The following is a 21821-nucleotide window of genomic DNA, read 5'->3' as shown; positions in this document are numbered from 1 at the left end:
GAGACGTATTGTACAAGAATGGCGACGAGCCAATCTTCGACAATTTTGCCGAACCTCCCGGTGTTTACATTCGGGAAGAGTTGGAGGCGCGCGGGTGGTCGCAACGCGACCTCGCTTTCATTCTTGGCTATTCCGAGCAGACCATCACGAAAGTAATTTCCGGGAAGTCCGGTGTCAGTGCCGAGATGGCTAAAGCGTTAGGCGAGGCTTTCGGCACGTCTGCTTCGGTTTGGGCGGGCCTTCAAAAGGAATGGGAGCTTCGCGAAGCGCGCGATCCGGATCCATCCATCAAGGCCCGTGCAGGACTTCAAACCCGATATCCAATCCGCGAGATGATCAGCCGTGGTTGGTTGGAAGAGGCCGAGCAGAGCGTATTGGAAATGCAGTTCACGCGCTTTTTCGAAATGGCCGACAATGACAATGTCAGCTTCGTCGCGGCAGCGCGGAAGACGGATGAGCGGCATAGCCCCGAAGAGTTGGCGTGGCTCTTTCGAGTTCGGCAACTTGCCCGCGCGATTGCTGTTCCGGCCTATGATGCAGACAAGCTGAAAGCGGCGCTCTCCCGGCTACGAGCTTTAATGGTTGACGCAGAAGATATCAGGTTTGTGCCTGAAATATTGGCCGAATGCGGCGTTCGTTTTGTGATCGTGGAGAAGCTGCACAACTGCAAGATTGATGGCGTCTGCACATGGATTGGCGACGAACCTGCTATTGGATTAACCCTTCGTCACAACCGTCTCGATAACTTTTGGTTCGTGTTGATTCATGAGATTGAGCATGTCCTTCAAGGGCATGGCAAGAACGGTAATGAGATTATCGACAGTAATCTTGATGATCCGTTTGCTACTTCGAATTTGGATGCCGAAGTTGAAGCTCAAGAGGCCGTAGCGGATGACGCGGCGAAGAATTTTCCGTTTCCTCACGACAAACTCATTTCATTCTATCGGCGCAAAGCTCCTTACGTGGCCGAGAAGGACGTTATCGGCTTCTCGAGCCTGAACGAAGTGCATCCTGCCATCGTGGTCGGTCAAATTCAGTATTTGAAAGGCGATTACGCATGGCTTCGCAGGTGGTTGGTAGCCGTGAGGCAGCACATCCTACCCACCAGCGTTGTTGATGGGTTTGGGACCATCGCGAAGGCTTCGCTTTAGGATTTGAATAATGGCAACTCGCAGAGAACAAGGCGCAGACATTTTAGATCGTTATCTCGACGAGGTGACAAATGACCCTGCCTCGTTAGATGAGGTAGCCGAATGGGCGCTCGGCAAGGGTCTCTTCAGGCCCGCGCCGATGGACATCCGAAAAATGTGCCGCGAGATTATCGCGGAGGGCGCGCGAGCTCAAAAACGCTTCGACGGAAAACGGTGGTATCGCGCTAAGCACTCGGTTCGCACGAACGTCGGCGGCGTTCAGCTTAATCTGTGGGCAGATATCGACAAGAATGCCTCGCATTCCTTCATGTCGAAATCCATCGGCCAGCGCCGCCGCTCGATCGCAGATGACTGCTTTTCCATGAAAATGGATGCCGATCACTTTAGTGAGGCTCACCCTGACCAGCTCCCGATACAGCCAGTCTTAGACTTCACAGAAGACGTGGCGGAACGGGAGGCGGCCGAGAGATTGGCTCGAGACCGGCGGGATAAGGCGGCCGCTTAAGATTTCTTCCACCTGGCCTGCGCCGCAACACTAGCAATCTCGGAGCGCTGCGCGGGTGTTAACGCCTTTGCCCGTGCAGGTCCGCCTGCAGTCCCAGCCTTCGAAGCACGTTGGGCTGTGGCGCTGGGTTCGCCCTCTTCGACTTCGCCCGTCGCGATGTCGGCAATCAGCTTCGCCAACTGGTTAGGATCGCGTGGGCGCTTAGGCGTCTTGGTCATCCACGACGCCAATCGCCTTTGCCGTTGTCGCGCATTTCGTTCTGCGCGCGCTCGGTGGCCTCTTCCTCGGTCATCCCCTCTTCAACGTAACGCGCGATCAACTCGGCCTTACGCTTTAGAGCTTGCTCTGTGCGCCGCCGAAGCGGCGCGTTCGTTCCAGGTGATCTAACCGTCATGCGCGGCACATAGCGCAGCCAACGCTACTTTGCATGACTGATTTCAAACTGACCCGCTACTCAAGTCCGATCGCCGGGCGATTGATCTCGGGCACGGCTAGCCCGGCCGGCTTCCGGCGCCACGTTTTTCGCTTAACCCAAACTTACCGCAATTCACGACCGAGACCGACGCCGTGAGCGTATCAGACGTGTGACTGCTGTTTCGGCAGATCGCCACAACGGAGGGCGTCATGAGTAAGGGAAAGGTCGTCGTCATCGGCTCGAATGCTACGCGCATCGAGACCAGGGGCGGCTATTGGGGCGCCACCGGCCAGTATCTCAATGAAACGGTCGTGCCGGTGATGGCACTCATCGATGCCGGTTATGAAGTCGTGCTTGCCACGGCGAATGGCGCGCCGCCGACGATCGACAAGGCCTCGGATGCGCCGGCGCATTTCGGTGGCGACGTGCACGCCTATGAGCACGCCAAGGTCTTTTACGCCACTGACCCGTCGATGCAGGGGCGCACGCTGCGCTCGATCCTCGACGAGGGGCTGGACAACTATGATGGGGTCTTCATTCCCGGCGGCCAGGCACCGATCGTCGACCTGATGCAAGACCAGGAGGTCGGAGAAATCCTGCGTCACTTCCACGAGCATCAGAAGCCGACCGCGATGCTGTGCCACGGACCAATCTCGTCGACCGCGGCCATGCCCTATGCACGCGAGTTCCGCGCCGCCCTGATCGCCGGCGATCCGGAGAAGGCCAGGGAATGGGCCGGGGACTGGCAATATGCCGGGTACCGGATGACGGTCTTTCAGAAGAGCGAGGAGAAAGTGATCGAGGACAAGATCCTCCACGCCAAGCTCTATTTCGACATGCCCTACGCGCTCGAACTGGCGGGCGCTATCGTCGATACCGGGCCGGACTTCGAGCCCTATGTCATCGAAGATCGCGAGCTGATCACCGGCCAGAACCCGCGCTCGGATCATCCGATTGCCAAGGCCCTTATCGCCGCCCTGGATCGCAAGCTCGGCCACGCCTGACGGCGGACCGGACCCGATCCCAACCCGGTGATGCGCGCTTCCTGCCCCGGCATCTCCCCGGGGCATCCGGGCCGGAAGCGGGCGACCCGTTCAACCTGGAGTGACGTCAGTGAAACATCTTATTGCAGGAGTGCTTCTCGCCATGGCTACCACCGCTTCCTCCGCCGCTCAGGCCCGCGCGCCCGACAAGCCCGTTTCGATCGTCCTGGTGCACGGCGCGTTCGTCGATGCCTCGGGGTGGAAGTCGGTCTACGACATCCTGACCAAGGACGGTTATGAAGTGCTGGTCGTCCAGAACCCGACCGTCACGCTCGAGGGCGATGTCGAGGCGACGCGTCAGGTGATTGCCAAGGCGACCAAGCCGGTTCTGCTGGTCGGCCACAGCTATGGCGGCGCGGTCATCACCCTGGCTGGCGACGATCCGAAGGTGAAGTCGCTCGTTTACATCGCGGCTTATGAACCCGACGTGGGCGAGTCCGTCTACGATCTCGCGACGAGGCCCCACCCGGGTGAGGAAGCCGCACCCCTCCTGCCGCCGGCGGATGGATTCCTGCTCGTGGATCCCGCCAAGTTTCCAACGTCTTTCGCAGCCGACGTACCCGCCTCCACGACACGGTTCATGAACGCTTCGCAGGTACCCTGGGGCTTGGGAGCAGTTCAGTTCAAGCTCACCAAGGCAGCGTGGAAGAGCAAGCCTGTGCACCACATGCTGACGCTGGAGGACCACATGATTCCCCCCAGTCTCCAGCATTTCATGGCGAGCCGCGCGAAAGCCAAAATCGTGGAGATAAAGAGCAGTCACGCGGTGATGCTATCGCACCCTCAGGAAGTCGCGGCCTTCATCGAGACTGCGGCCGCCGACGCCAACTAGGCGCAACGTCCCGGGCGGCGGCGCGCGCGCCGACCGCCCGGAAACGCCGGTTGAGGGAAGATATTAGATGGTCGATATTTCGCACGCGCCGAACGCATTGACACGCCGCCAGGCAATCATCACCGGCGGTGGTGCGCTGCTCGGCTCGGCGCTACTCGCCGCGAACGTGTCGGCCAGTGCCGTCACCGAGCGTTCCACGCGAAGCGCGAGCCTGACCCAGGTGCGTAACGCGACCTTGCGCATCGACTATGGCGGAGTCCGCTTCCTGGTCGATCCGCTGCTGGGAGACAAGGACGCCTATCCCGGCTTCGAGGGAACGGCGAACAGCCAGCGGCGCAACCCGCTGGTGCCGCTGCCCATGCCGCTCGCCTCGATCGTCGATGTGGACGCCGTCATCGTGACGCACCTGCATCCCGACCATTGGGACGCGGCGGCGCAGGCCAAGCTGAACAAGTCGCGGCCGATCTTCGCGCAGAATGCCGCGGACGCCACCCAGCTCCGATCGGCCGGCTTCTCCGATGTGCGGCTGCTGGGCGAAAATACCGAGTTTCAGGGAGTGCGCCTGTCCCGTACCGGCGGCCAGCATGGCACCGACGCGGCGCTAAAGGCGCTGCCGCAGATCCTCGGCCCGGTCAGCGGCTTCGTCATGCGCCATCCCGCGCACAAGACGCTCTATGTCGCCGGCGACACGATCTGGAATGCCGAGGTCGAGCGCGCCATCGCCCGCTACGCTCCGGACGTGATCGTATTGAACGCGGGCATGGCGACGGTGATCGGATTGGACCCGATCATCATGGGCCCCACCGACGTCCTCGCCGTGCATCGTGCCGCGCCGAACGCCACGCTGATCGCCAGTCACATGGAAGCGGTCAATCACTGCATCCTCAGTCGAGCCGACCTGCGTGCCTTCTCGAAGCGCGATGGCTACGACCAGCGCCTGCTCATTCCCGCGGACGGGGAAACGCTGGCGATCTAGAACGCGTTCTATGAGCCCGCCGCGATCACGCTGATCTCCACCGCATATTCCGGCCCGGTCAGCCGCGCCTCGACCGTCGCGCGCGCCGGCATGGCGTCGCGCGCAACCCACGCGTCCCACACGCTGTTCATCTCGGCGAAGCTGGCGATATCGGCCAGATAGATGGTCGCGCTCAGGATGCGGCTCTTGTCGCTGCCGGCTTCGGCGAGCAGGCCGTCGATATTGCGCAGGATCTCGGCGGTCTGCTCCGCGACGCTCTTGCCGGCATTCTCCTCGGCGACCTGGCCGGCGGTGAAGATCAGGCCGTTATAGGCCGTCATCTGGTTCATGCGCGCGGTCGGGTGCCAGCGTTTGATCTCGGTCATGCGATTGTCCCTTTTGAAAAGCAGGCTCAGGCCCAAGCGGAGTCGGCGAGCTGATCGATGGCGCCGCGGACCGTGTCAACGACGAAGCTCCGCTCCTCGTCGATCAGCGAGAGGCGGGGCGAGCGGGTCCATTCGGGCGCGCCATAGACGATGTTCTCGGCGAGTTTGATGTACTGGACCAGCTTGACATGCGTATCGAGGTGGAAGCTCGGCGTGAGCATCCGGTAGAGCTCGCGCGCCTTGGCGAATTGCTCGTTGCGGCACAGCTCGAACAACGCGACGCACTGTTTCGGCCAGACATTGGTCATGCCCGACACCCAGCCGGTCGTGCCGAGCGCCATGCTCTCGACGATCAAATCGTCGACCCCGCAGAACACGCTGAACCGGTCGCCCAAGGCCACGCGCAGATCGGTGACGCGGCGGATGTCGCCGCTCTCTTCCTTGACGCAGACGATCTCGGGCACGTCGGCCAGCGTCTCAAGCACGGCCGGCGTGACGTCGACGCCATAAGCGATCGGGTTGTTGTAGATCATGATCGGCAGGTCCGACGCGCCCGCCACGCCGCGATACCAGGTGGCGGTCTCGCGCGGATCGCTCTTATAGCCCAGGCTGGGGAAGACCATCAGCCCTTGCGCACCCCAGGATTTGTAGAGCTTCGCATTGGCCCGCGCGGTGTCGAGCGTGATCTCGGCGAGTCCGGAGAGGACCGGGACGCGCCCGCCGACGGTTTCGACCGCGGTGCGGATGACGCTTTCGCGTTCGGCGAGAGTCAGCGAGGCATTTTCGCCGAGCATCGGCAGGACGATCACGCCCGACACGCCGTTGGTCACCAGCCGGTCGATACTTGCGCGAATCATGTCGAAATCGAGATTTCCCGCCTGCGTCATTTTCGTCGTCACCGCCGGGAAAACGCCCGTCCACGCCTCAGCCATGCCCTTTTTCTCCGTCAATTATTGTATTGGATACATATAAAATACAAACTAGGATGTCGATAGCGATTGCGGCAGGGGCTCGATTTCGGCACATCGGCTCCGCAAGCGGCGGCGTTTCGCCAAGGCAAAGGACAGGAAAATGGCAGTGCTGGAGTCGCCATCGGAGCGGCATGAGATCGAGCGGCGGAGCCTCCCCGCGGACATTCGCGAATCGCTGCAGGAACGGATCCTGAGCGGCGAGTTCCGCGACGGCGAGGCCCTGGTCCAGGATGTCCTGGCCGAGGAATATGGCGTCAGCCGGATGCCCGTGCGCGAGGTGCTGCGGCAATTGGAAGCGTGCGGGCTGGTGTCGATGCAGACGCACAAGGGCGCCGTCGTCACCTCGATCCCGACCGAGCAGGTGGAAGAATTGTTCGAACTCCGCGCCTTACTCGAAGCCGATATGCTGGTGCGGGCGATCAGGCGGATGACGGACAGCGATATTGCCGAGGCGCGCGACATCCTGGGCGAGCTCGAGCAATCCTATCGCCGCGGCGACATGGCGAGTTGGGGACGGCTCAACTGGGCCTTCCATCGCCGGCTCTACCTTCCCGCCGGGCGGCCGCAGACGCTGGCCGTCCTCCACGGCATCAATCTCCGTGTCGAACGCTATATCCGCCTGCATCTGTTGGTGACCGACGGCCTCGACACGGCCGAGCGCGAGCATCGCGAGATCCTGCGGCTTTGCGCGCTACGCGACGCCGAAGCGGCGGTCGCGTTCCTGAAGCTGCACATTCTCGATGCCGGGCGGACCCTCGTCATGGCGCTGCGCCAGGCCCGGGCCGCGGATCACTAAAATCGCTTCGCGCCTGAAATTGTATCTAATATCCAATCGGGAAGCTGAATTATGCGCTTGCAACACCTCATCACGGTCGTCGGCGCGCATGCCGAAGGAGAGGTCGGCCGGGTCATCACCGGCGGCGTCATCGCGCCACGCGCATCGTCAATGTTCGAGCGACAACAAGCACTTATGCGCGATCAGGACTGGCTGCGCGGCATGCTATTGTCCGATCCGCGCGGCAGCGTGAACGCCGCGGTCAACCTCGTGACTCCGCCGATCGCGCCCGAAGCGGATATCGGCATGATCGTCATCGAATCGGATTATTATCCTGCAATGTCAGGCTCTAACCTGATGTGCACCGTCACCGTCGCACTCGAAACCGGAATCGTGCCAATATTAGCACCAATCACGCATCTAATAGTCGATACCCCCGCAGGCCTCGTGCACGTCGAGGCCGAATGCGCTAACGGCAAATGTCGTCGCGTGTCGTTCCGCAACGTGCCCGCCTTCGTCATGCATCGCGACGCAGCGATCGAAGTACCCGGGCTCGGTATCGTCTCGGTCGACGTCTCTTATGGCGGGATGATCTACGTGATCGTCGACGCCGAAAAGCTCGGCTTCACCCTGGCCCGCGACGAGGCACGCGCGCTGGTCGAGATGGGCGAGCGGATCAAGCTTGCCGCGGCCGAGCAATTGCCCTCGGTCCATCCTGAGAATCCGGGTATCCACACGATCAACCAGGCCCTGTTCGCCGGGCCGCTGACCGAGCGCGACGGGGTCAAGACCGCGAAGAATGCCGTGGTCGTCTCGCCCGGCCGCATCGACCGCAGCCCGTGCGGCACCGGCAGCTCGGCGCGGATGGCGCTGATGCACGCACGCGGCGATCTCGCGGTCGGCGAGCGGTTCGTCCACACCTCGATCCTCGACACCGAATTCCTCTGCGGGATCGAGGCGGAGACCAAAGTGGGCGGCGGCCCCGGCGTGGTGACGCGGGTCGCGGGGCGGGCGTGGCTGACGGGCGTTTCCTATTACGGCGCCGATCCCGACGATCCGTTTCCGCACGGTTATCGTCTCAACGACACCTGGCTTGCTTGCTAGGCCATCGACAGAATATAGATTGTACTGTAACTGCCATTAGAACAATTCTAGTGAGGTGAAGGTGAGTTCGTCAGTCGGGACAATAGGCTTTGTCGGAACGGGAACGATCGCAGCGGCGATGATCGAAGGGCTGGCGCTCTCCGGCAACGAACCGATCATCGTCTCGCCGCGCAATGCCGAGATCGCCGCCGACCTCGCCGCGCGCTTCCCCAACGTGGCGGTCGCGGCCGACAACCAGGCGGTGGTCGATGCCAGCGACATGGTGGTCCTGTCGGTCCGTCCGCAGATCGCCGATGAAGTGCTTCGCCCTCTCAATTTTCGCTCCGACCATCACGTGCTGAGCCTGATCGCGACGATCTCGCTCGACTATCTCCACGACGTCACCGCGCCGGCCGCTACCGTGACTCGCGCGGTGCCGCTGCCGCCGGTCGCGCGCGGGCAGGGGCCGACCGCGGTCTTTCCGCCCAATGCGCAGGTGAAGGCGCTCTATGACCGGCTCGGCACCGCGATCGAGCTTGGCGACGAAAGCGAGTTCGACGTGTTCAGCGCCGCGACCGCGACGATGAGCAGCTATTTCGCCTTCGCGCGGACCGTGACGTCGTGGATGGAAGCGAACGGGGTCGATGCTGCCAAGGCGCACGCCTTCATGGCCCAGATGCTCGAAGGTCTCGGCAGCGCCTCGCCCGCCGCGCCCGAGCGGAGTTTTGCGCAGCTCGCCGACGAGTATCAGACGCGCGGCGGGATCAACGAGCAGGTGTTTCGCGCAATCACGCGTGACGGCGTGCTGCCCGATCTCGATGCCGCGCTCGACGGCGTGCTGGCGCGGCTGCGCGCGGGCCGCGGGATCAAGGATTGATGCGAGCGGCGCATGACCTGATCGGCGACGTGATCGGGGCGATCGGCGCGCCCGATTTCCTGGCCACGGCGGCCGACAGCGTGCGGCGCTTCGCCGGTTTCGATCTCGCCGCGATTGTCCTCCATCCCGAGGGCGAGCGGCCCAGCGTTCTATTCGACGATTTCGACAGGATCGGTCGGCGCGACGCGATCGAGACCTATGCACGCGTGACGCACCGCATCAACCCGATGCTGGCGCGGCCGGGCGTGGTCCGCGCGCGCGATTTCGCCGGCACCGCGCCCGATCGCATCGCGGCGTTGCGCCCCTGGTTGGTGCCGGCACCCGAGGAGGAACTCGGCTTCCGTACCGCGGGCTGGCCCGAGCGTCAGGAGGAGCTCGGCCTCCATTTGCGCGGCTGGGGCGGGACGATCGAACTGGGATTGTACCGCGAGCGCGGACGGCGGCCGGCGCCGGCGGCGACGTTGCGCGCGCTTGAGGCGATGGCGACGCCGATCGCCGCGGCGTTCGAGCGGCATCGCGTGCTGACCGGCGAGGGTGCCGCGTTGCGCGCCTGTCTGTCGCCGCGCGAGAACCAGGTGTGCGATCTGCTACTGCTCGGCTGTTCGAGCGACGCCATCGCGCTCAGGCTCGGGATCAGCCGGCATACGGTCAAGGATCACCGCAAGCAGATCTTTCGCAAGCTGGGGATCGCGTCGTTGGCGGAGCTGTTCGCGTCGGTGCATTGAGGCGGAGAACCCAATAAGCCGGCGTTCTTAAATCGGATACATTCTCATAACTCGTCATCCCAGCGAAAGCTGGGATCTCAAGCCGTATCGCGTCACTGCCAGAGACCCCAGCTTTCGCTGGGGTGACGGAAGGGCGCGCTGGGGCGACGGGAGGATTCCTCGGATGACGAGGGAAATACGAGTCCCATATCTAAGGCGGCCCCCCTCCCGAGAGGGATGGTATCGCCACCGCAATCCGGCACAATCGCGCGTGCCCGCACGGGGCCAGGAAAGGGAAGACGATGCGCTACGTCCGGATGCCGATCGAGGTCGAATCGCCCGAGGAATATGGGTACGGCAACATCCGCAACAATCTGTCCGAGAGCTCGATCGTCGATCAGTCGATCGGTAGCCTGGGCCTGACCGTCCCCGACCTGACCCTGCTGTACGGCGAGCACCGCGGCAGCGAGCGGTTGCGCTCGCTGATCATCGACGAAGCGCCGAGCCTCGCCATCGACGACGTGCTGATCTGCGGCGGCGCGGCGGGGGCGTTGTTCATCATCGCCACCGCCTTGCTGAGCAAGGACGATCACCTCGTCGTCGTCCGTCCCAATTACGCGACCAATATCGAGACGCCGCGCGCGATTGGCTGCCAGATCGGCTTCGTCGATCTCGAGTTCGCGAGCGGCTTCGCGCTCGACCTCGACAAGGTCGCCGCGGCGATCACGCCCGCGACCAAATTGATCAGCGTGACCTGCCCGCACAATCCGACCGGCGTGATGATCAGCGAGGCCGACCTCTCCGCGCTGGTCGCGCTGGCGGCGGAGCGTAACTGTCTGTTGCTGGTCGACGAGACCTATCGCGCCCTCGCCATCACCACCCGGCTGCCGATCGCGGCGTCGCTGGGCAAGCATGTCATCAGCGTCGCGTCCTTGTCCAAGGCGTTCGGCGTGCCCGGCATCCGCGTCGGCTGGATGATCAACAGCGACCCCGCGCTGATGGAAATATTCCTCGCCGCCAAGGAGCAGATCAGCATCTGCGGCAGCGTGATCAACGAATGGGTCGCCGAGGAAATCCTGGCGAAGCGCGACGCTTTCCTGACCCCGACGCTCGCCGAATGGCGCCGCCGCCTCGACCGCGTCGCCGCATGGATGGCGGGCGAGGAATTGCTCGAATGGGTGCGTCCGTCGGGCGGCGTGGTGTGCTTCCCGCGGATGAAGGCCGACCCGCCGGGCGGCACCGACGCTTTCTATCGCCGCCTGCTCCAGGATCACGGCACCTATGTCGGACCGGGCCATTGGTTCGAGATGTCCGACCGCTATTTCCGTGTCGGCTATGCGTGGCCGACCGCCGACCAGCTCGAAGCCGGGCTCGTCGGCATTTCCGCCGCGCTGCGCGGCTGACCTCCAAATCCAAGGATCGACATGACCGCCCTGATCGACCGCATCCGTGACGCCCATGTCGCGATCCGCCCGCACGTCCTGGTCTCGCCGCTCCAGCGCAGCGACGCGCTGTCGGACGCGCTCGGGTGCGACGTGCGGCTGAAATGCGACCATCTCCAGCCGACCGGATCGTTCAAGCTGCGCGGCGCGACCAACAAGGTGCGGCTGCTCGCGCCCGATCACGCCGAGGTGTTCACCGCCTCGACCGGCAATCACGGCCGCGCCGTCGCCCACGCCGCCGCCGCGTTCGGGATCGGCGCCACCGTCTATGTCAATGACAGCGCGCCGCAGATGAAGCTCGACGCGATCCGCGCGCTGGGCGCCAGATTGGTGACGGTCGAGGGCAATTCGCTCAACGGCGAGTTGCAGGCGCGCGCCGAGGCCGAGCGGCGCGGCGTGCCCTACATCCCGCCGTATAACGACTACGACACGATAAGCGGGCAGGGAACGATGGGGCTCGAACTGATCGAGCAGGCCGACGACCTCGACGCGGTGTTCATCTGCACGGGCGGTGGGGGGCTAACCGGCGGCGTCGGGACGGTGTTCAAGGCGCTGTCGCCAAAGACGCGGATCGTCGCGGTATCGCCCGCGGCCTCGACCTGCATGCTCGACTCGCTCGAGGCTGGCGAGATCGTAGAGACGCCCGAAAGCCCGACCTTGTCCGACGGATCGGCGGGCGCGATCGAGCCGGGATCGGTGACGTTCGAGGTCTGCCGGCAAGTGATCGACGAGACGGTCCGGGTCAGCGAGCTCGAGATCGCCAGGGCGATGCGGCGGCTCGCCGAGAGCGACCGCTGGATGGTGGAGGGCGCTGCAGGGGCCGCGCTGGCCGGGCTGGTCCAGGCAGCGGATCGCTATCGCGGCAAGAAGGTCGCGGTGGTGTTGTGCGGGCGGAATGTGGCGCTCGACACGTATCTGGGGGCGCTGGAGATGGGGCGGGGGTGATTGAGGCCGGCGGGTCCGTTCGCCTGATCGCTAGCTAGGGCGTGGACTCATAAAGCGGTCTGTCGGCAAGCGACCCGGTTGCGGTCGTTCGATCGCCGCCAAAAGGAATGGCGGGAAGTGGGCCGGTTGCTGACAGGCTGCTTTGGGAGGCGGGTCATGACGAAGCGGACAATCGAAACCCGGACCCTCTCGGTGTAAACGAGAGGCTCGATTTGGGCCGGAAAGCCGACATGCAGGTTTCCGAGTGGCGGGCCTATTGAAGCAGACCCCCACGCCGACCTGCTCATCGCAAAAAAAAGCAGCGAGGCTAAGCCCACTCCGCCCACTTAGAACGGTACGTCATCATCCAAATCGTCCGAGAAGCCCCTGGGCTCCGGCTTCGGCATAGCCTCTTGAGGCAACGGGATCGTGCTCGTGGCGAACAGGTCGACGATCTCAAGACGGTCCATAAAGATTATGTGACGACGGCTCTCACGATCCAGTTCACCAATGATGAACATGCGTGCGGGAGGTGTGATCGTTCCGCCCGCGATCAAATAGACGTGATCGACCAGCACTTGCTTGTTCGTCTCGGGGTCGTGAACGGGGTGCTTAAGCGCCATCTGGGCTTGGGTGAGAAGCTCGGCGGCGTTGACGTTCTCGCCCCGGGTCTTTCCCCTAGCGTCAACGGTGCCCTTCTTGACCTGCACCGCAAAAAAGATGCTGTGCCCGGTAGGCAGACGATAGCGCATCCACATATCCTTCCCGAACTCGAGCATATTCGGGTGACCCGGTACACTGATGCGTTGGAAATTCAGTTGCTTGAATAGCGGCGTGAGCACCTTCTCGATCAGATCGTCTTCAGAGCAGACGTCGAGATAGGCGATGAGCAGCTTCTCGCGCTCACGCTCCTTGTCAGTCATCGCCCGACGCCCTTGATGGATGTCGAAGACGACCGCTGTCTTGGTGTTTCTCACATAGCAGTTCTCATCTTCGCCATAGAACGCTTCAAAGCCTTCTGGTCGAAGATGCCGGTTGAGCTTGGCGAGGGCTTCGGGGCGCGCCCGGTCGCCGCCCTCCGCCGTATCATCCTTGAGCATAAGCTCCCGGATCACGAGAAGGAACCGCGTTGGCAGCGAATTTGGTGGTGCGGGATCGGACAGCAACAATCGCAGTTGCTCGGCTGTCCACGGAACGCGGCTACTATTATCGAAAGGTACATCGTGCCCGCAGTCTTGGAAAAATTCGGTGAGTTTCCACGCACTCCGGTACTGGAAATATTCTTCCTGCACGTTCGGATTTCCGCCCGCAACCATGCTGGCCAGCGCATTGAGGTTTCGGTTCGAGAACATTCCCCCAGCCTACCCGATCCGGTAGGAGGCTCAAGAACGTCAACTTCAAGGATCGACGGCCTATTTGCTCGGCGATCGAAATTGGGGCACGTTTCCGATTGGACTTCGTTCGATCACTTCGCCAAGCGCATGTTATGTGGCGACGATGAGCACCATATTTTGGTCGTGGCAAAGCGACCTCGACGCCCGCGTTACGCGCAACCTTATCCGCGACGCGCTCGCCGCAGCGATTGACGACTTGCATGCCGAACTCGACGAGCGGCATGAACTCACCTCCGATACCCAAGGTGTCGCCGGGTCACCTGACATCGTCGCGACGATACTTGCAAAGATCGACTCCGCGGCGGTGTTCGTGGGCGATGTTACCCCAATAGCAGTCGCCATCAGTGGCAAGGCAGTCGCCAATCCGAACGTGCTGATTGAGCTCGGCTACGCGAAGAAGGCGCTCGGCCTCGCCCGTGTGATCATGGTGTGGAACACCGCGTTCGAGGGTGCGACGATCGATCGCCTTCCATTTGATATGCGTGGACGGCGCGCACCCGTGTCATTCCACCTCCCCGTCGGAGCAACGCTCGGAGAATTGAGGAGTGCGCGCGACAACCTGCGTAAGGTCCTTAGAGAGGCGCTACGTTTATCGATCGCGGACGCGGCCCCTGCGCCAGTTCCGGAGGCGATTCCGGAATGGCAGCCCTCAGGGCCGACTAGCGCGGCGTTCTGGTTCGACGACAGGAACCCATTGACTATCAACGAGGGCGGAATACCAGGCTCCAAGGCGGTCCACGCCGGTCCCTACGGATACGTGCGAATCCTTCCCCGCAGGTGGACGGCTGGAGCGGACTTTGCCGAGTGGGGCCGCTATCCAAAAATCCTCGGCGATACCGAGGGTTTTAGCTGGGGAATGACGCGCGGCGGGCAAATCACTTACTCGGGCAGTCTGCGTGCTGCGGAGAAGCGACCTCTCACGAACTTCGTCATGCACTTCAAGACAAACGGCGAGATTTGGGGCGTTACGCCCTTCGTGACGGACGGTGAGCCGGGCGGTAGGTTCTTTGCTGACGCCTTCATTCGGAGCGCGTACCAGTTCATCGAAGCTAATATCGGCTATCTTGGGGCGTCCGGCGCCAACGGCCCGTACGATGTCAGAATGGGCTTGACCGACATCAGCAGCATGCGCTGGACAACGCCAACAGAATGGGGCGGCCGACCAGTTGCGCTTGAGGAGTCGGCGGAAGCGAAGTTGAGTTTAGCTAGCAACACCGAGGAGGAGATCTTGGTCGCCCTAGACAGCGCCTGGGGCCAGATCGCCGAGGCGTTCGGTCTCCCGCAGCCGCCAAGGTCAATACTCGTTAAGCAGATTCGAGGGTTCTGAGCTTTTCCGCGATAAGAGATTGCAGATTGTCGCGAAACCCGACTGATCGAACGGCGGCTATTGGGATCGACCAAACTAAACACGAACGTCCGGAATTGGGGCGCATTGCGGACGATCTGATCCGTACTGGTCGAAGCGCGGCTCCCGACCCAATTGCCGACCTCCCCGGGTCGGCTAGAAAGCGACGATGACGAGGAAGCCAATGTTACTTGCCCTGAGAGGCCGCAAAGATCGCATGTGGCTTCGACTGACGTTCTGTAGGCGCGCGGGGTTATCCGTTCGCCGGCAAAGAATCCGTTTGCGATTTGGGTTCGTCGCGTATTTTGTTGACGTCCCGCCTGAATTATCGACTGCGCAAGCAATGCGAGTTGCGCGCTCGATCGAGCGGCATCGACGATTGTTGAAACTCACCCACGTAACAAAACGCCTGTTGCAGCAGGCTGGAAAGCAAGCATTTCGTGGCCGCCTCGGCTTCCAGCGAGCGCGGAGGCCGAAAGGCAGGTAACCACTCATTCCCAGGCGTTAGCCGGCGATCATCGACGTGGCCGCCCTGAACGGCGGTAAGTGGTGGGTAGCGGACTTAGGCCCGAACGCGACGATAGACCCCGCTAAACCGGACATTCGTGCCGCCGCACCTGCTATTGTCACTGGCGATTAGAATGTCGCCGATCAAGGTGAAATCAATCTTGCAATAATCGTCGTAGCGCGCGCGGTTATCATCACCGTAGCGCGCGCGGTTACCGAGCAGCGTGAGTTTGCCGTCAATTTGTCCAGAATGACGTGGCGGCAAGTCCGTATCGGGGTCGGGTCCCGGCCAATATGCTTCGCCTCCTACGTGTATCATCCCACGCTTGTTCGTGATGCGCACGCTTGGATTTCCCGCAGCCGACCACCGACCAAGCCACGAAGAACGCGCTGGTTTGCTGTTGACCGCGAGCGCGCGAAGCCTGGACTTTTCCACCCATCCCGCCGATCCCGAGTTGCTGAAGAAATAGATACAAACGTAATTGCCCTTCGCGCGTCCGGTGACGACTCGCGCTCCTGGCATAACGTGACCCGGACGCGCTTTTTCGCAGCGGGACGGGTTCAAACAATCGTCCAAATCGTAAAGATAAGCGCGATTTGCGCCGTTTATCACGGCCAGGCCAAAGTTTGCATTTTCATCCGCAAACGTGCCGTTGCGGCAGAGGTACTCATGCCCCCCGGCCGAGGCCGGCGCAGCGACTAGAAGCGCGGAAACAAGGAATGCGCTCGTTAAGACGCTCTCTCTCTCATTGGTAGAGCGTAACCGACTCTAACAGGTGTTCGCAACCGGGGTCGTTAGCCGTCATTCCCGGAGGTCCGCGGCTGAACGGCAGCTATCTCGCCTTCGGCCCCCAGGAGCTGCCGGTCGGCAAACCACCATTTCAGCCGCTCAGCCCTTGTGTTTATGCGGGCGTTAATGGGTTCACGGCCCAGATCGCTCCCAACTTCCCCCGTCACCCCGGACTTGTTCCGGAGTCCAAGCCTCCCAAACGGACTCCAGCCGTTGCGGCACGTTGGATGCCGGGACAAGCCCGGCATGACGAAGTGAGACCGCCGCTATCGATCAGGCCGCCTCTACATTCCGCTTCCGCACATTGGCGATCGACCACAGCGCCGCCGGCAGGAACAGCAGCACCAGCGGCACCGCAGCCACCAGCCCGAAGATGATCGCCGTCGCCAGCGGCTGTTGCAGTCCCGCTCCCCGGCTCACCCCCAACGCCAGCGGCGCCAGGGTCAGTACCGCGATCAGCGCCGACATCAGGATCGGCCGCAAGCGCTTGGCGCCCGCCTCGCGCAGCGCCTCCAGCGTCAGCGGGGCGTCGCGATCGATTTCCGCGAGGAAGAAGATCACCAATTCGGTGACCATCCCGACCACCATGGTCAGCCCCATCAGCGCCGAGATGTTGAGCTCGATCCCCGTCGCCCAGAGCCCGGCGAGCACCGCCGCGGCGGACAACAGGATCGTCGCCAGCGCCGCTCCGGTCCAGGCGAGGCGCTCGAACAACAGGGTCAGCAGCAAGGCGGTGAGCAGGACGGCGGCGGCGAAGACCAGGCTGAGGTCTGCGAAGCTCTTCTGCTGCTCCGCATAGAGCCCGCCATAATCGACTCGGACCGAGGCGGGCAGGTGCAGCCCGCCGACGGTCGATTTCACGTCGCGCATGCCCGAACCGAGATCGCGTCCTTCGAGCCGCGCGGTCACCGCGATGAACGGCGCAAGATCCTCGCGGGTCAATTGCTGCTGGCCGGGGTCGATCGAGACTTTCGCGATCGCGCCCAGCCGGACGGCATGGCCGTCGGGCGCGGTCAGGACGAGCGCCGCAATCTGGTCGGTGCGGCGGCGCAATTCCTCGGGCGCGCGGACGCGGACGCCGACCAGTTGCTCGCCGGCGCGGACATTGGTCGCGGCCGATCCGCCGACCAGCGCCTCGACCTGGCTCGCCACCGCATCGGGATCGAGCCCCTGTTGCGCGGCCATGCCCGGGTCGACGCGGACGCTGACCGCATCGCCCGCGACGCGCAGGCCGTCGACCACTTCGACCACACCGTCGATCTTGCCGATCGCGGCACCGACCTTGGCGGCGGCGTCGGCGAGCTGCTTGGGATCGTCGCCGAACAATTTGATCTCGATCGGTTGGGGCACCGCGGTGAGGTCGCCGATCAGGTCTTCCATCAGCTGGATCAGTTCGACCTCGAGCCCCGGTACCTTGGCGGCGATCTGCTGGCGGATATCGGCCATCACCTCTTCGATCGGCCGCCGCGATCCGCCCTTGAGGCGGACGAAATAATCGCCTTCGTCGGCCTCGGTCAGCCCGCCACCGAGCTGCAACCCTGTGCGCCGCGAATAGCTCGCGACTTCAGGCGTGGCGCGGATGATGTCCTCGACCTGACGGAGCAGGCGGTCGGTATCTTCGAGGCTCGCACCGGATTGCGCTTTGTAATCGAGCACGAAGCCGCCTTCGTCCATCGCCGGCATGAAGCCGGAGGGGACGTGGCTCCATGCCAGGACGCCGAGCACGACCAAAACGGCGGCGACGATGCCGGCGAACAAAGCCGGCCGCTTGAACGCGCGATCGCCCGCCGACGCATAATATTTGCCGAGCCGCCCCATGAATCCGCCGGCGCGCTCGGCGGCTTCGGCATCCTTGTCACGCAGCCAGTGGGCGGCGATCAGCGGGATGACATAGCGGGCGTAAAGCAGCGACACCGCGAGTGCCGCGACCATTGTTACCGCGAGCGCCTGGAAGAAGCCGCCAGTGACTCCGCTGACGAAGGCGAGCGGCAGGAAGACGATGATCGTGGCCATGGTCGATCCGACCAGCGGGCGGCCCATTTCGGCGGCGGCCTCGAGCAGGGTCGGCGGCGTTGTCGCGCGTTTTTCCTGCATCCTCCGCATGATGTGTTCGAGCATCACCACCGCGTCGTCGACGACGAGCCCGACCGCGGCGGCCATGCCGCCCAGGGTCATCATGTTGAAGCTCATATGGAGTGCGAACAACGCCAGGCAGGTCGCGGCGAGCACGGCGGGCAGCATCAGCCCGGTGATCAGCATCAGCCGGCCCGAGCGCAGGAACAGGAACAGCACCAGCCCCGCCAGGATCGCGCCCAGGATGATCGCGTCGCGCACCGCGTCGGCGGCGCCGGTGACGAGCTCGGACTGGTCGTAAAAGGGGGTCACCTTGACGCTCGGCGGCAGGCCGGCCTGCTTGAGCCGCGCGTCGACCGCCTTGACGATCGTCACGGTGTCGCCGGTCAGCGCCTGGCGGACGTTGACCAACACGGCGTTGGCGCCGTTTGAGGTGACCTTGGTGAAATTGGGCGCGGCGGCGGGATGGATGCCTGCGATCTGGCCGAGCGTGACCAGGCCGGCGCCGCTGGTCTGCCCCGATTTGACCGGGATCGCCGCGATATCGGCGACCGAGGCGACGCGGTTTTCGACCAGCACGAGGTAGAGCCGGTGGCGGTCCTCCATCTTGCCGACGCCGCGCACGCTGTTGGCCTTGCCGATCGCGGCGGCGACATCGGGGAGGGTGAGGCCGAGCGCCTGGAGGCGGCCGGGGTCGATATCGACGGCGAATTCGCGCGGGGACCCGCCGAGCACGTCGACACCGGCGACGCCGGGCACCGTCGATAACGCGGGCAGCACCTTGAGCTCGGCGATCTGGCGCAGCGCCTGCTGGTCGAGATTGTCCGAGGTCAGCGCGACACCGAGCACCGGGAAGATCGTCGGATCCGAGCGGCGGACGTCGAAGCGCGTGCCGGCGGGCAGATCGGGCAGGATCGTCGCGATCGCGCCCTGTGTGGCGAGCGTGGCCTGGGCCATGTCGTCGCCCCAATTGAAATTAAGCGCGACCTCGGCCGCGCCGCGGCTGGTGGTCGAGCGGATCCGTGTGACCCCGGGGACGGCGCGCAACGCGACCTCGATCGGACGGGTGATCTCGGCCGCCATCTGCGCGGCGTCGCGATCGCCGGCATCGACCGCGACGACGACGCGCGGATAGTCGATATGCGGGAACAGGCTGACCGGCAGCTTGGTCGCGGCGAGCAGGCCGCCTAGCGTGAGCAACGCGACCGCAAGCCAGATCGACCGCGCGTGCCGGGAGAGCGCGGCGCTCATTTGGTGCGCACCTGCATGCCGTCCTCGAGCGCGGTGCCACCTTCGGTCACGACCTTTTCACCGGGCTTCACGCCCTTGACGATGACGATACGGTCACCGCTGACCGCGCCGGTCGCGACGTCGCGGCGATGCGCGACGCCTTTGCTGACGACGAAGACGAACGGCTGCCCGGCATCGTCGAGCAAAGCGGCATAGGGAATGGTCAGCGCCGCGCCGCCGCCGTTGCTGCCCAAGGTCAACTGGCCGTTGAGCGTGGAATTGGAACCGATCCCCGCTCCCGGCGGCACATTGATGAATAGCGACGCGAGCTTGGTCGTCGGGTCGACCACCGGATCGACCGACAGTACCGGCGCGGAGAAGGGAATGCCGCTTGGCGGCGTGACGCGGAGCGCCATGCCGGGCCTGACGCGAGAGGCCTGGGCAGGGTCGATCCCGAAGCGCGCGCGCAGATTGCCCGACCCGGCGATCGACGCGACCGCCGTGCCCGGCGCGACCAGGTCGCCGGGCGCCGAGGCCACGCTTTCGACGAAACCCGCAGTGGGAGCGCGTAAGGTCAGGGCGCCGTTGCGGGCGCCCAGGCTGGCGCGGGTCGCACCGGCCGTCTGCGCGGCGGCACGCGCGGTTTCGACATCGGCGTCGCTGACCAGCCCATCGGCGCGCAACCGCTGCGCGCGGGCGTAAGCCGCCTGCGCCGCCGCGGCATCGGTCGCCGCCTTGGCGTAATCGAGCTTGCTGGTCGGGCTGGGCGCGAGACGGACGATCACCTGTCCGGCACCCACCCTGGTGCCGACCGGCGCCTCGATTGCGACGACGGTGGCCTCGGCCGGAGCGGCCAGGACATGCTTGCCCATCGCACCGGCCTCGACTGCGCCATAGACGGTCAGCGTCTCGTCGACCGCGCCTTGTTGCGCGGGGGCGAGCGCGACCAACGCGACCGGCTTGGCCTCGCTATCGGCGGCGTCCCCGCCCGAACCGCAGGCGGCGAGCAGGATCGCCAGGGTCAATGCGAGTCCGGCCTTCATTTCCAATCCTCCCTGGGCACGCCCGTCAGCAATTCGAGTGCGATCGTCGCTTCGTCGATCGTCTGTTCCGCTGTCGCCAGCTCGACTTTCTTGTCGCTCAGCGTCCCCTCGGCAGCTTCCGCCGTGGCACGCGAGACGTCGCCGCGGGTTGCGGCGGCACGACTGACGCGGGCCAGCCGGTCGAGTTCGGGCAATTGCGCGCGGATTGCGTCGCGCTGACGCCGCGCCACCGTCACCGCGCTGGCGGCGGCGGCGATATCGGCCCGGGTCTGGAACAGGCGCGCGTCATATTCGGCCTTGAGCTGCTCGCGCGTCGCGCGCTCCACCGCGATCCCGCCGCGATTGCGGTTCCATAACGGCAAGGTGAAATCGACCGTCGGCCCGAGGACCTTGTTGCCGCTGGTGTCGCGCGTGAAGTTGAGATTGAGCGCGAGGGTCGGGAATTGATCGAGGATCGCTTTGTGCACCGTAGCTTCCTGCGCGTCATAGCCTGCGCGCAGCGCCAGCAGGTCCGATCGGTTATCGAGCGCGACTTGCGTCAGCTTAACCGTGTCGATCACCGGGTCCATCTCGGGTGACGGAGCCAGCCGCAGCGTGGTTTCCGGCGGCAGTCCGAGCAGCTTGACCAGTTCGAGCCGCGCCGCGTCGAGATCGCGTTCGGTGGTACGGAGTTTGTCCGCCGTTGCGACCGCATCGGCCCGCACCGCCTGGACATTGGTCGAGGCGACATCGCCCCGCGCCGCCGCGCGCAAATTGCGATCGAGCAAAGATTGCGCCCTGCCGACATCGACCTTGAGCAAAGCGATCGCCACGTCGAGCCGGCGGATGCGCACCGCCTGGAGCCGTGCCTGGCCGGCGGTCTGCCACTCGGCCCAGGCGAGATCGAGCCGGACTTGCTTGGCTTGCGCCTCGGCCGCCCGGCGACGCACCTTGCCGGTGCGCAACGCATTGAGGTCGAGGCCGAGCCCGCTGGTAATCTCGTTTAACGGGTCGGGACCGGCAAGGAGCTTTCCGAATCCCAGGCTGAAGGTCGGATCGGGCAGCAACCGCGCGGCGAACACCTGAGCATCCGAGACGCCAGCCTTGGTCCGCATAGCCTTGAGATCGGGATTGCCGAGCACCGCGATCACCGCGATGGCATTGTCGTCGAGCGGCGCGGCCAGATCGATATTGGTCGGCTTGAGAAAGGGCCGGTCGATCGTCGCGGCATCGCGACTCAGCGCGGCGATATCGGCTTCGGACGGAGTCGTCGCGAGCGGTCGCGGCGTATAGGAAGCGCACCCGGCCAGCAGCAGCAGGGCGAGCGCCGGGCCGGAACGAGGGGCGAGCGATTGCAACATGACTCCTCCCTAGCAAATCTCTACTGACACGGTCCT

The 21821-nt window shown here is 64.0% G+C and carries 18 protein-coding genes; 12 read left to right on the top strand and 6 right to left on the bottom strand.

The features are described 5' to 3' along the window. The first annotated feature begins 8 nt into the window (after positions 1-8). From SAS01S_RS06415 to SAS01S_RS06395, 5 genes are all read left to right on the top strand, one after another. Positions 9-1151 carry a HigA family addiction module antitoxin gene (locus SAS01S_RS06415; protein ID WP_169804903.1) on the top strand — a complete coding sequence of 381 codons (1143 nt, stop codon included), beginning with the start codon at positions 9-11 and terminating at the stop codon, positions 1149-1151. A 10-nt stretch (positions 1152-1161) separates the two neighbouring features. Beyond that, entirely contained in the window at positions 1162-1656 is a 495-nt protein-coding gene (locus SAS01S_RS06410) for a hypothetical protein (RefSeq protein ID WP_066806348.1), read from the top strand. A 624-nt stretch (positions 1657-2280) separates the two neighbouring features. Then, positions 2281-3075, top strand: coding sequence for a type 1 glutamine amidotransferase domain-containing protein (locus SAS01S_RS06405; protein ID WP_066806347.1), 795 nt, complete (start codon positions 2281-2283; stop codon positions 3073-3075). 142 nt (positions 3076-3217) lie between these two features. Next, the gene (locus SAS01S_RS06400; protein WP_066806346.1) at positions 3218-3946 is read left to right on the top strand and encodes an alpha/beta hydrolase; all 729 of its coding nucleotides are present in this window, start codon (positions 3218-3220) and stop codon (positions 3944-3946) included. Between the two features lie 67 nt (positions 3947-4013). Next, positions 4014-4922 carry an MBL fold metallo-hydrolase gene (locus SAS01S_RS06395; protein WP_084238582.1) on the top strand — a complete coding sequence of 303 codons (909 nt, stop codon included), beginning with the start codon at positions 4014-4016 and terminating at the stop codon, positions 4920-4922. A gap of 8 nt (positions 4923-4930) precedes the next feature. On the opposite strand, the gene SAS01S_RS06390 is transcribed toward SAS01S_RS06395, so the two are convergent. Together SAS01S_RS06390 and SAS01S_RS06385 are read right to left on the bottom strand one after the other, a co-directional pair. Next, positions 4931-5287 carry a RidA family protein gene (locus SAS01S_RS06390; RefSeq protein WP_066806397.1) on the bottom strand — a complete coding sequence of 119 codons (357 nt, stop codon included), beginning with the start codon at positions 5285-5287 and terminating at the stop codon, positions 4931-4933. A 26-nt stretch (positions 5288-5313) separates the two neighbouring features. Further along, positions 5314-6219: a dihydrodipicolinate synthase family protein gene (locus SAS01S_RS06385; RefSeq protein ID WP_066806344.1), complete on the bottom strand. Its 906-nt coding sequence runs from the start codon at positions 6217-6219 to the stop codon at positions 5314-5316. Positions 6220-6358: 139 nt separating this feature from the next. Between SAS01S_RS06385 and SAS01S_RS06380 the strand changes: the two genes are divergently transcribed. The 6 genes from SAS01S_RS06380 (at position 6359) to SAS01S_RS06355 (ending at position 12084) form a co-directional block, all read left to right on the top strand. Next, positions 6359-7054, top strand: a complete 696-nt coding sequence (locus SAS01S_RS06380) for a GntR family transcriptional regulator (protein ID WP_066806342.1) — start codon at positions 6359-6361, stop codon at positions 7052-7054. A gap of 51 nt (positions 7055-7105) precedes the next feature. Beyond that, entirely contained in the window at positions 7106-8137 is a 1032-nt protein-coding gene (locus SAS01S_RS06375; protein ID WP_066806340.1) for a proline racemase family protein, read from the top strand. 61 nt (positions 8138-8198) lie between these two features. Further along, the gene (locus SAS01S_RS06370; RefSeq protein WP_218016258.1) at positions 8199-8993 is read left to right on the top strand and encodes a pyrroline-5-carboxylate reductase; all 795 of its coding nucleotides are present in this window, start codon (positions 8199-8201) and stop codon (positions 8991-8993) included. Further along, positions 8993-9718 (top strand): helix-turn-helix transcriptional regulator, encoded by a 726-nt coding sequence (locus SAS01S_RS06365; protein WP_066806336.1) that lies wholly within the window; start codon positions 8993-8995, stop codon positions 9716-9718. The genes SAS01S_RS06370 and SAS01S_RS06365 overlap by 1 nt, the downstream gene beginning before the upstream one ends. A gap of 281 nt (positions 9719-9999) precedes the next feature. Further along, positions 10000-11100 carry a pyridoxal phosphate-dependent aminotransferase gene (locus tag SAS01S_RS06360; RefSeq protein ID WP_066806334.1) on the top strand — a complete coding sequence of 367 codons (1101 nt, stop codon included), beginning with the start codon at positions 10000-10002 and terminating at the stop codon, positions 11098-11100. A 21-nt stretch (positions 11101-11121) separates the two neighbouring features. Then, on the top strand, positions 11122-12084 hold the full coding sequence (locus SAS01S_RS06355; protein ID WP_066806332.1) for a threonine/serine dehydratase: 963 nt from the start codon (positions 11122-11124) through the stop codon (positions 12082-12084). A gap of 326 nt (positions 12085-12410) precedes the next feature. On the opposite strand, the gene SAS01S_RS06350 is transcribed toward SAS01S_RS06355, so the two are convergent. After that, positions 12411-13415, bottom strand: a complete 1005-nt coding sequence (locus SAS01S_RS06350; protein WP_218016257.1) for a hypothetical protein — start codon at positions 13413-13415, stop codon at positions 12411-12413. A gap of 145 nt (positions 13416-13560) precedes the next feature. On the opposite strand from SAS01S_RS06350, the gene SAS01S_RS06345 reads away from it, so the two are divergent. Beyond that, complete coding sequence (locus SAS01S_RS06345) at positions 13561-14784, top strand: hypothetical protein (protein ID WP_066806330.1); 1224 nt, start codon at positions 13561-13563, stop codon at positions 14782-14784. Between the two features lie 1588 nt (positions 14785-16372). Here the strand turns inward: SAS01S_RS06345 and SAS01S_RS06335 are convergent. Genes SAS01S_RS06335 through SAS01S_RS06325 form a run of 3 tightly spaced genes read right to left on the bottom strand, consistent with a single transcriptional unit; the run spans position 16373 to position 21785 of the window. Further along, complete coding sequence (locus SAS01S_RS06335; RefSeq protein WP_066806326.1) at positions 16373-19423, bottom strand: efflux RND transporter permease subunit; 3051 nt, start codon at positions 19421-19423, stop codon at positions 16373-16375. Continuing rightward, on the bottom strand, positions 19420-20445 hold the full coding sequence (locus SAS01S_RS06330; protein ID WP_066806323.1) for an efflux RND transporter periplasmic adaptor subunit: 1026 nt from the start codon (positions 20443-20445) through the stop codon (positions 19420-19422). The genes SAS01S_RS06335 and SAS01S_RS06330 overlap by 4 nt, the downstream gene beginning before the upstream one ends. Next, a complete protein-coding gene (locus tag SAS01S_RS06325) occupies positions 20442-21785 on the bottom strand; it encodes a TolC family protein (RefSeq protein WP_066806322.1) in 1344 nt (447 codons plus the stop codon). Before SAS01S_RS06325 ends, SAS01S_RS06330 begins: the two co-directional genes overlap by 4 nt. Between the last annotated feature and the right edge of the window lie 36 nt (positions 21786-21821).

The organism is Sphingomonas asaccharolytica NBRC 15499, from assembly GCF_001598355.1.
GTDB lineage: Bacteria > Pseudomonadota > Alphaproteobacteria > Sphingomonadales > Sphingomonadaceae > Sphingomonas > Sphingomonas asaccharolytica.
The sequence above is the reverse complement of the archived record's forward strand: the minus strand, read 5'-3'. Positions and strand labels throughout refer to the sequence as shown.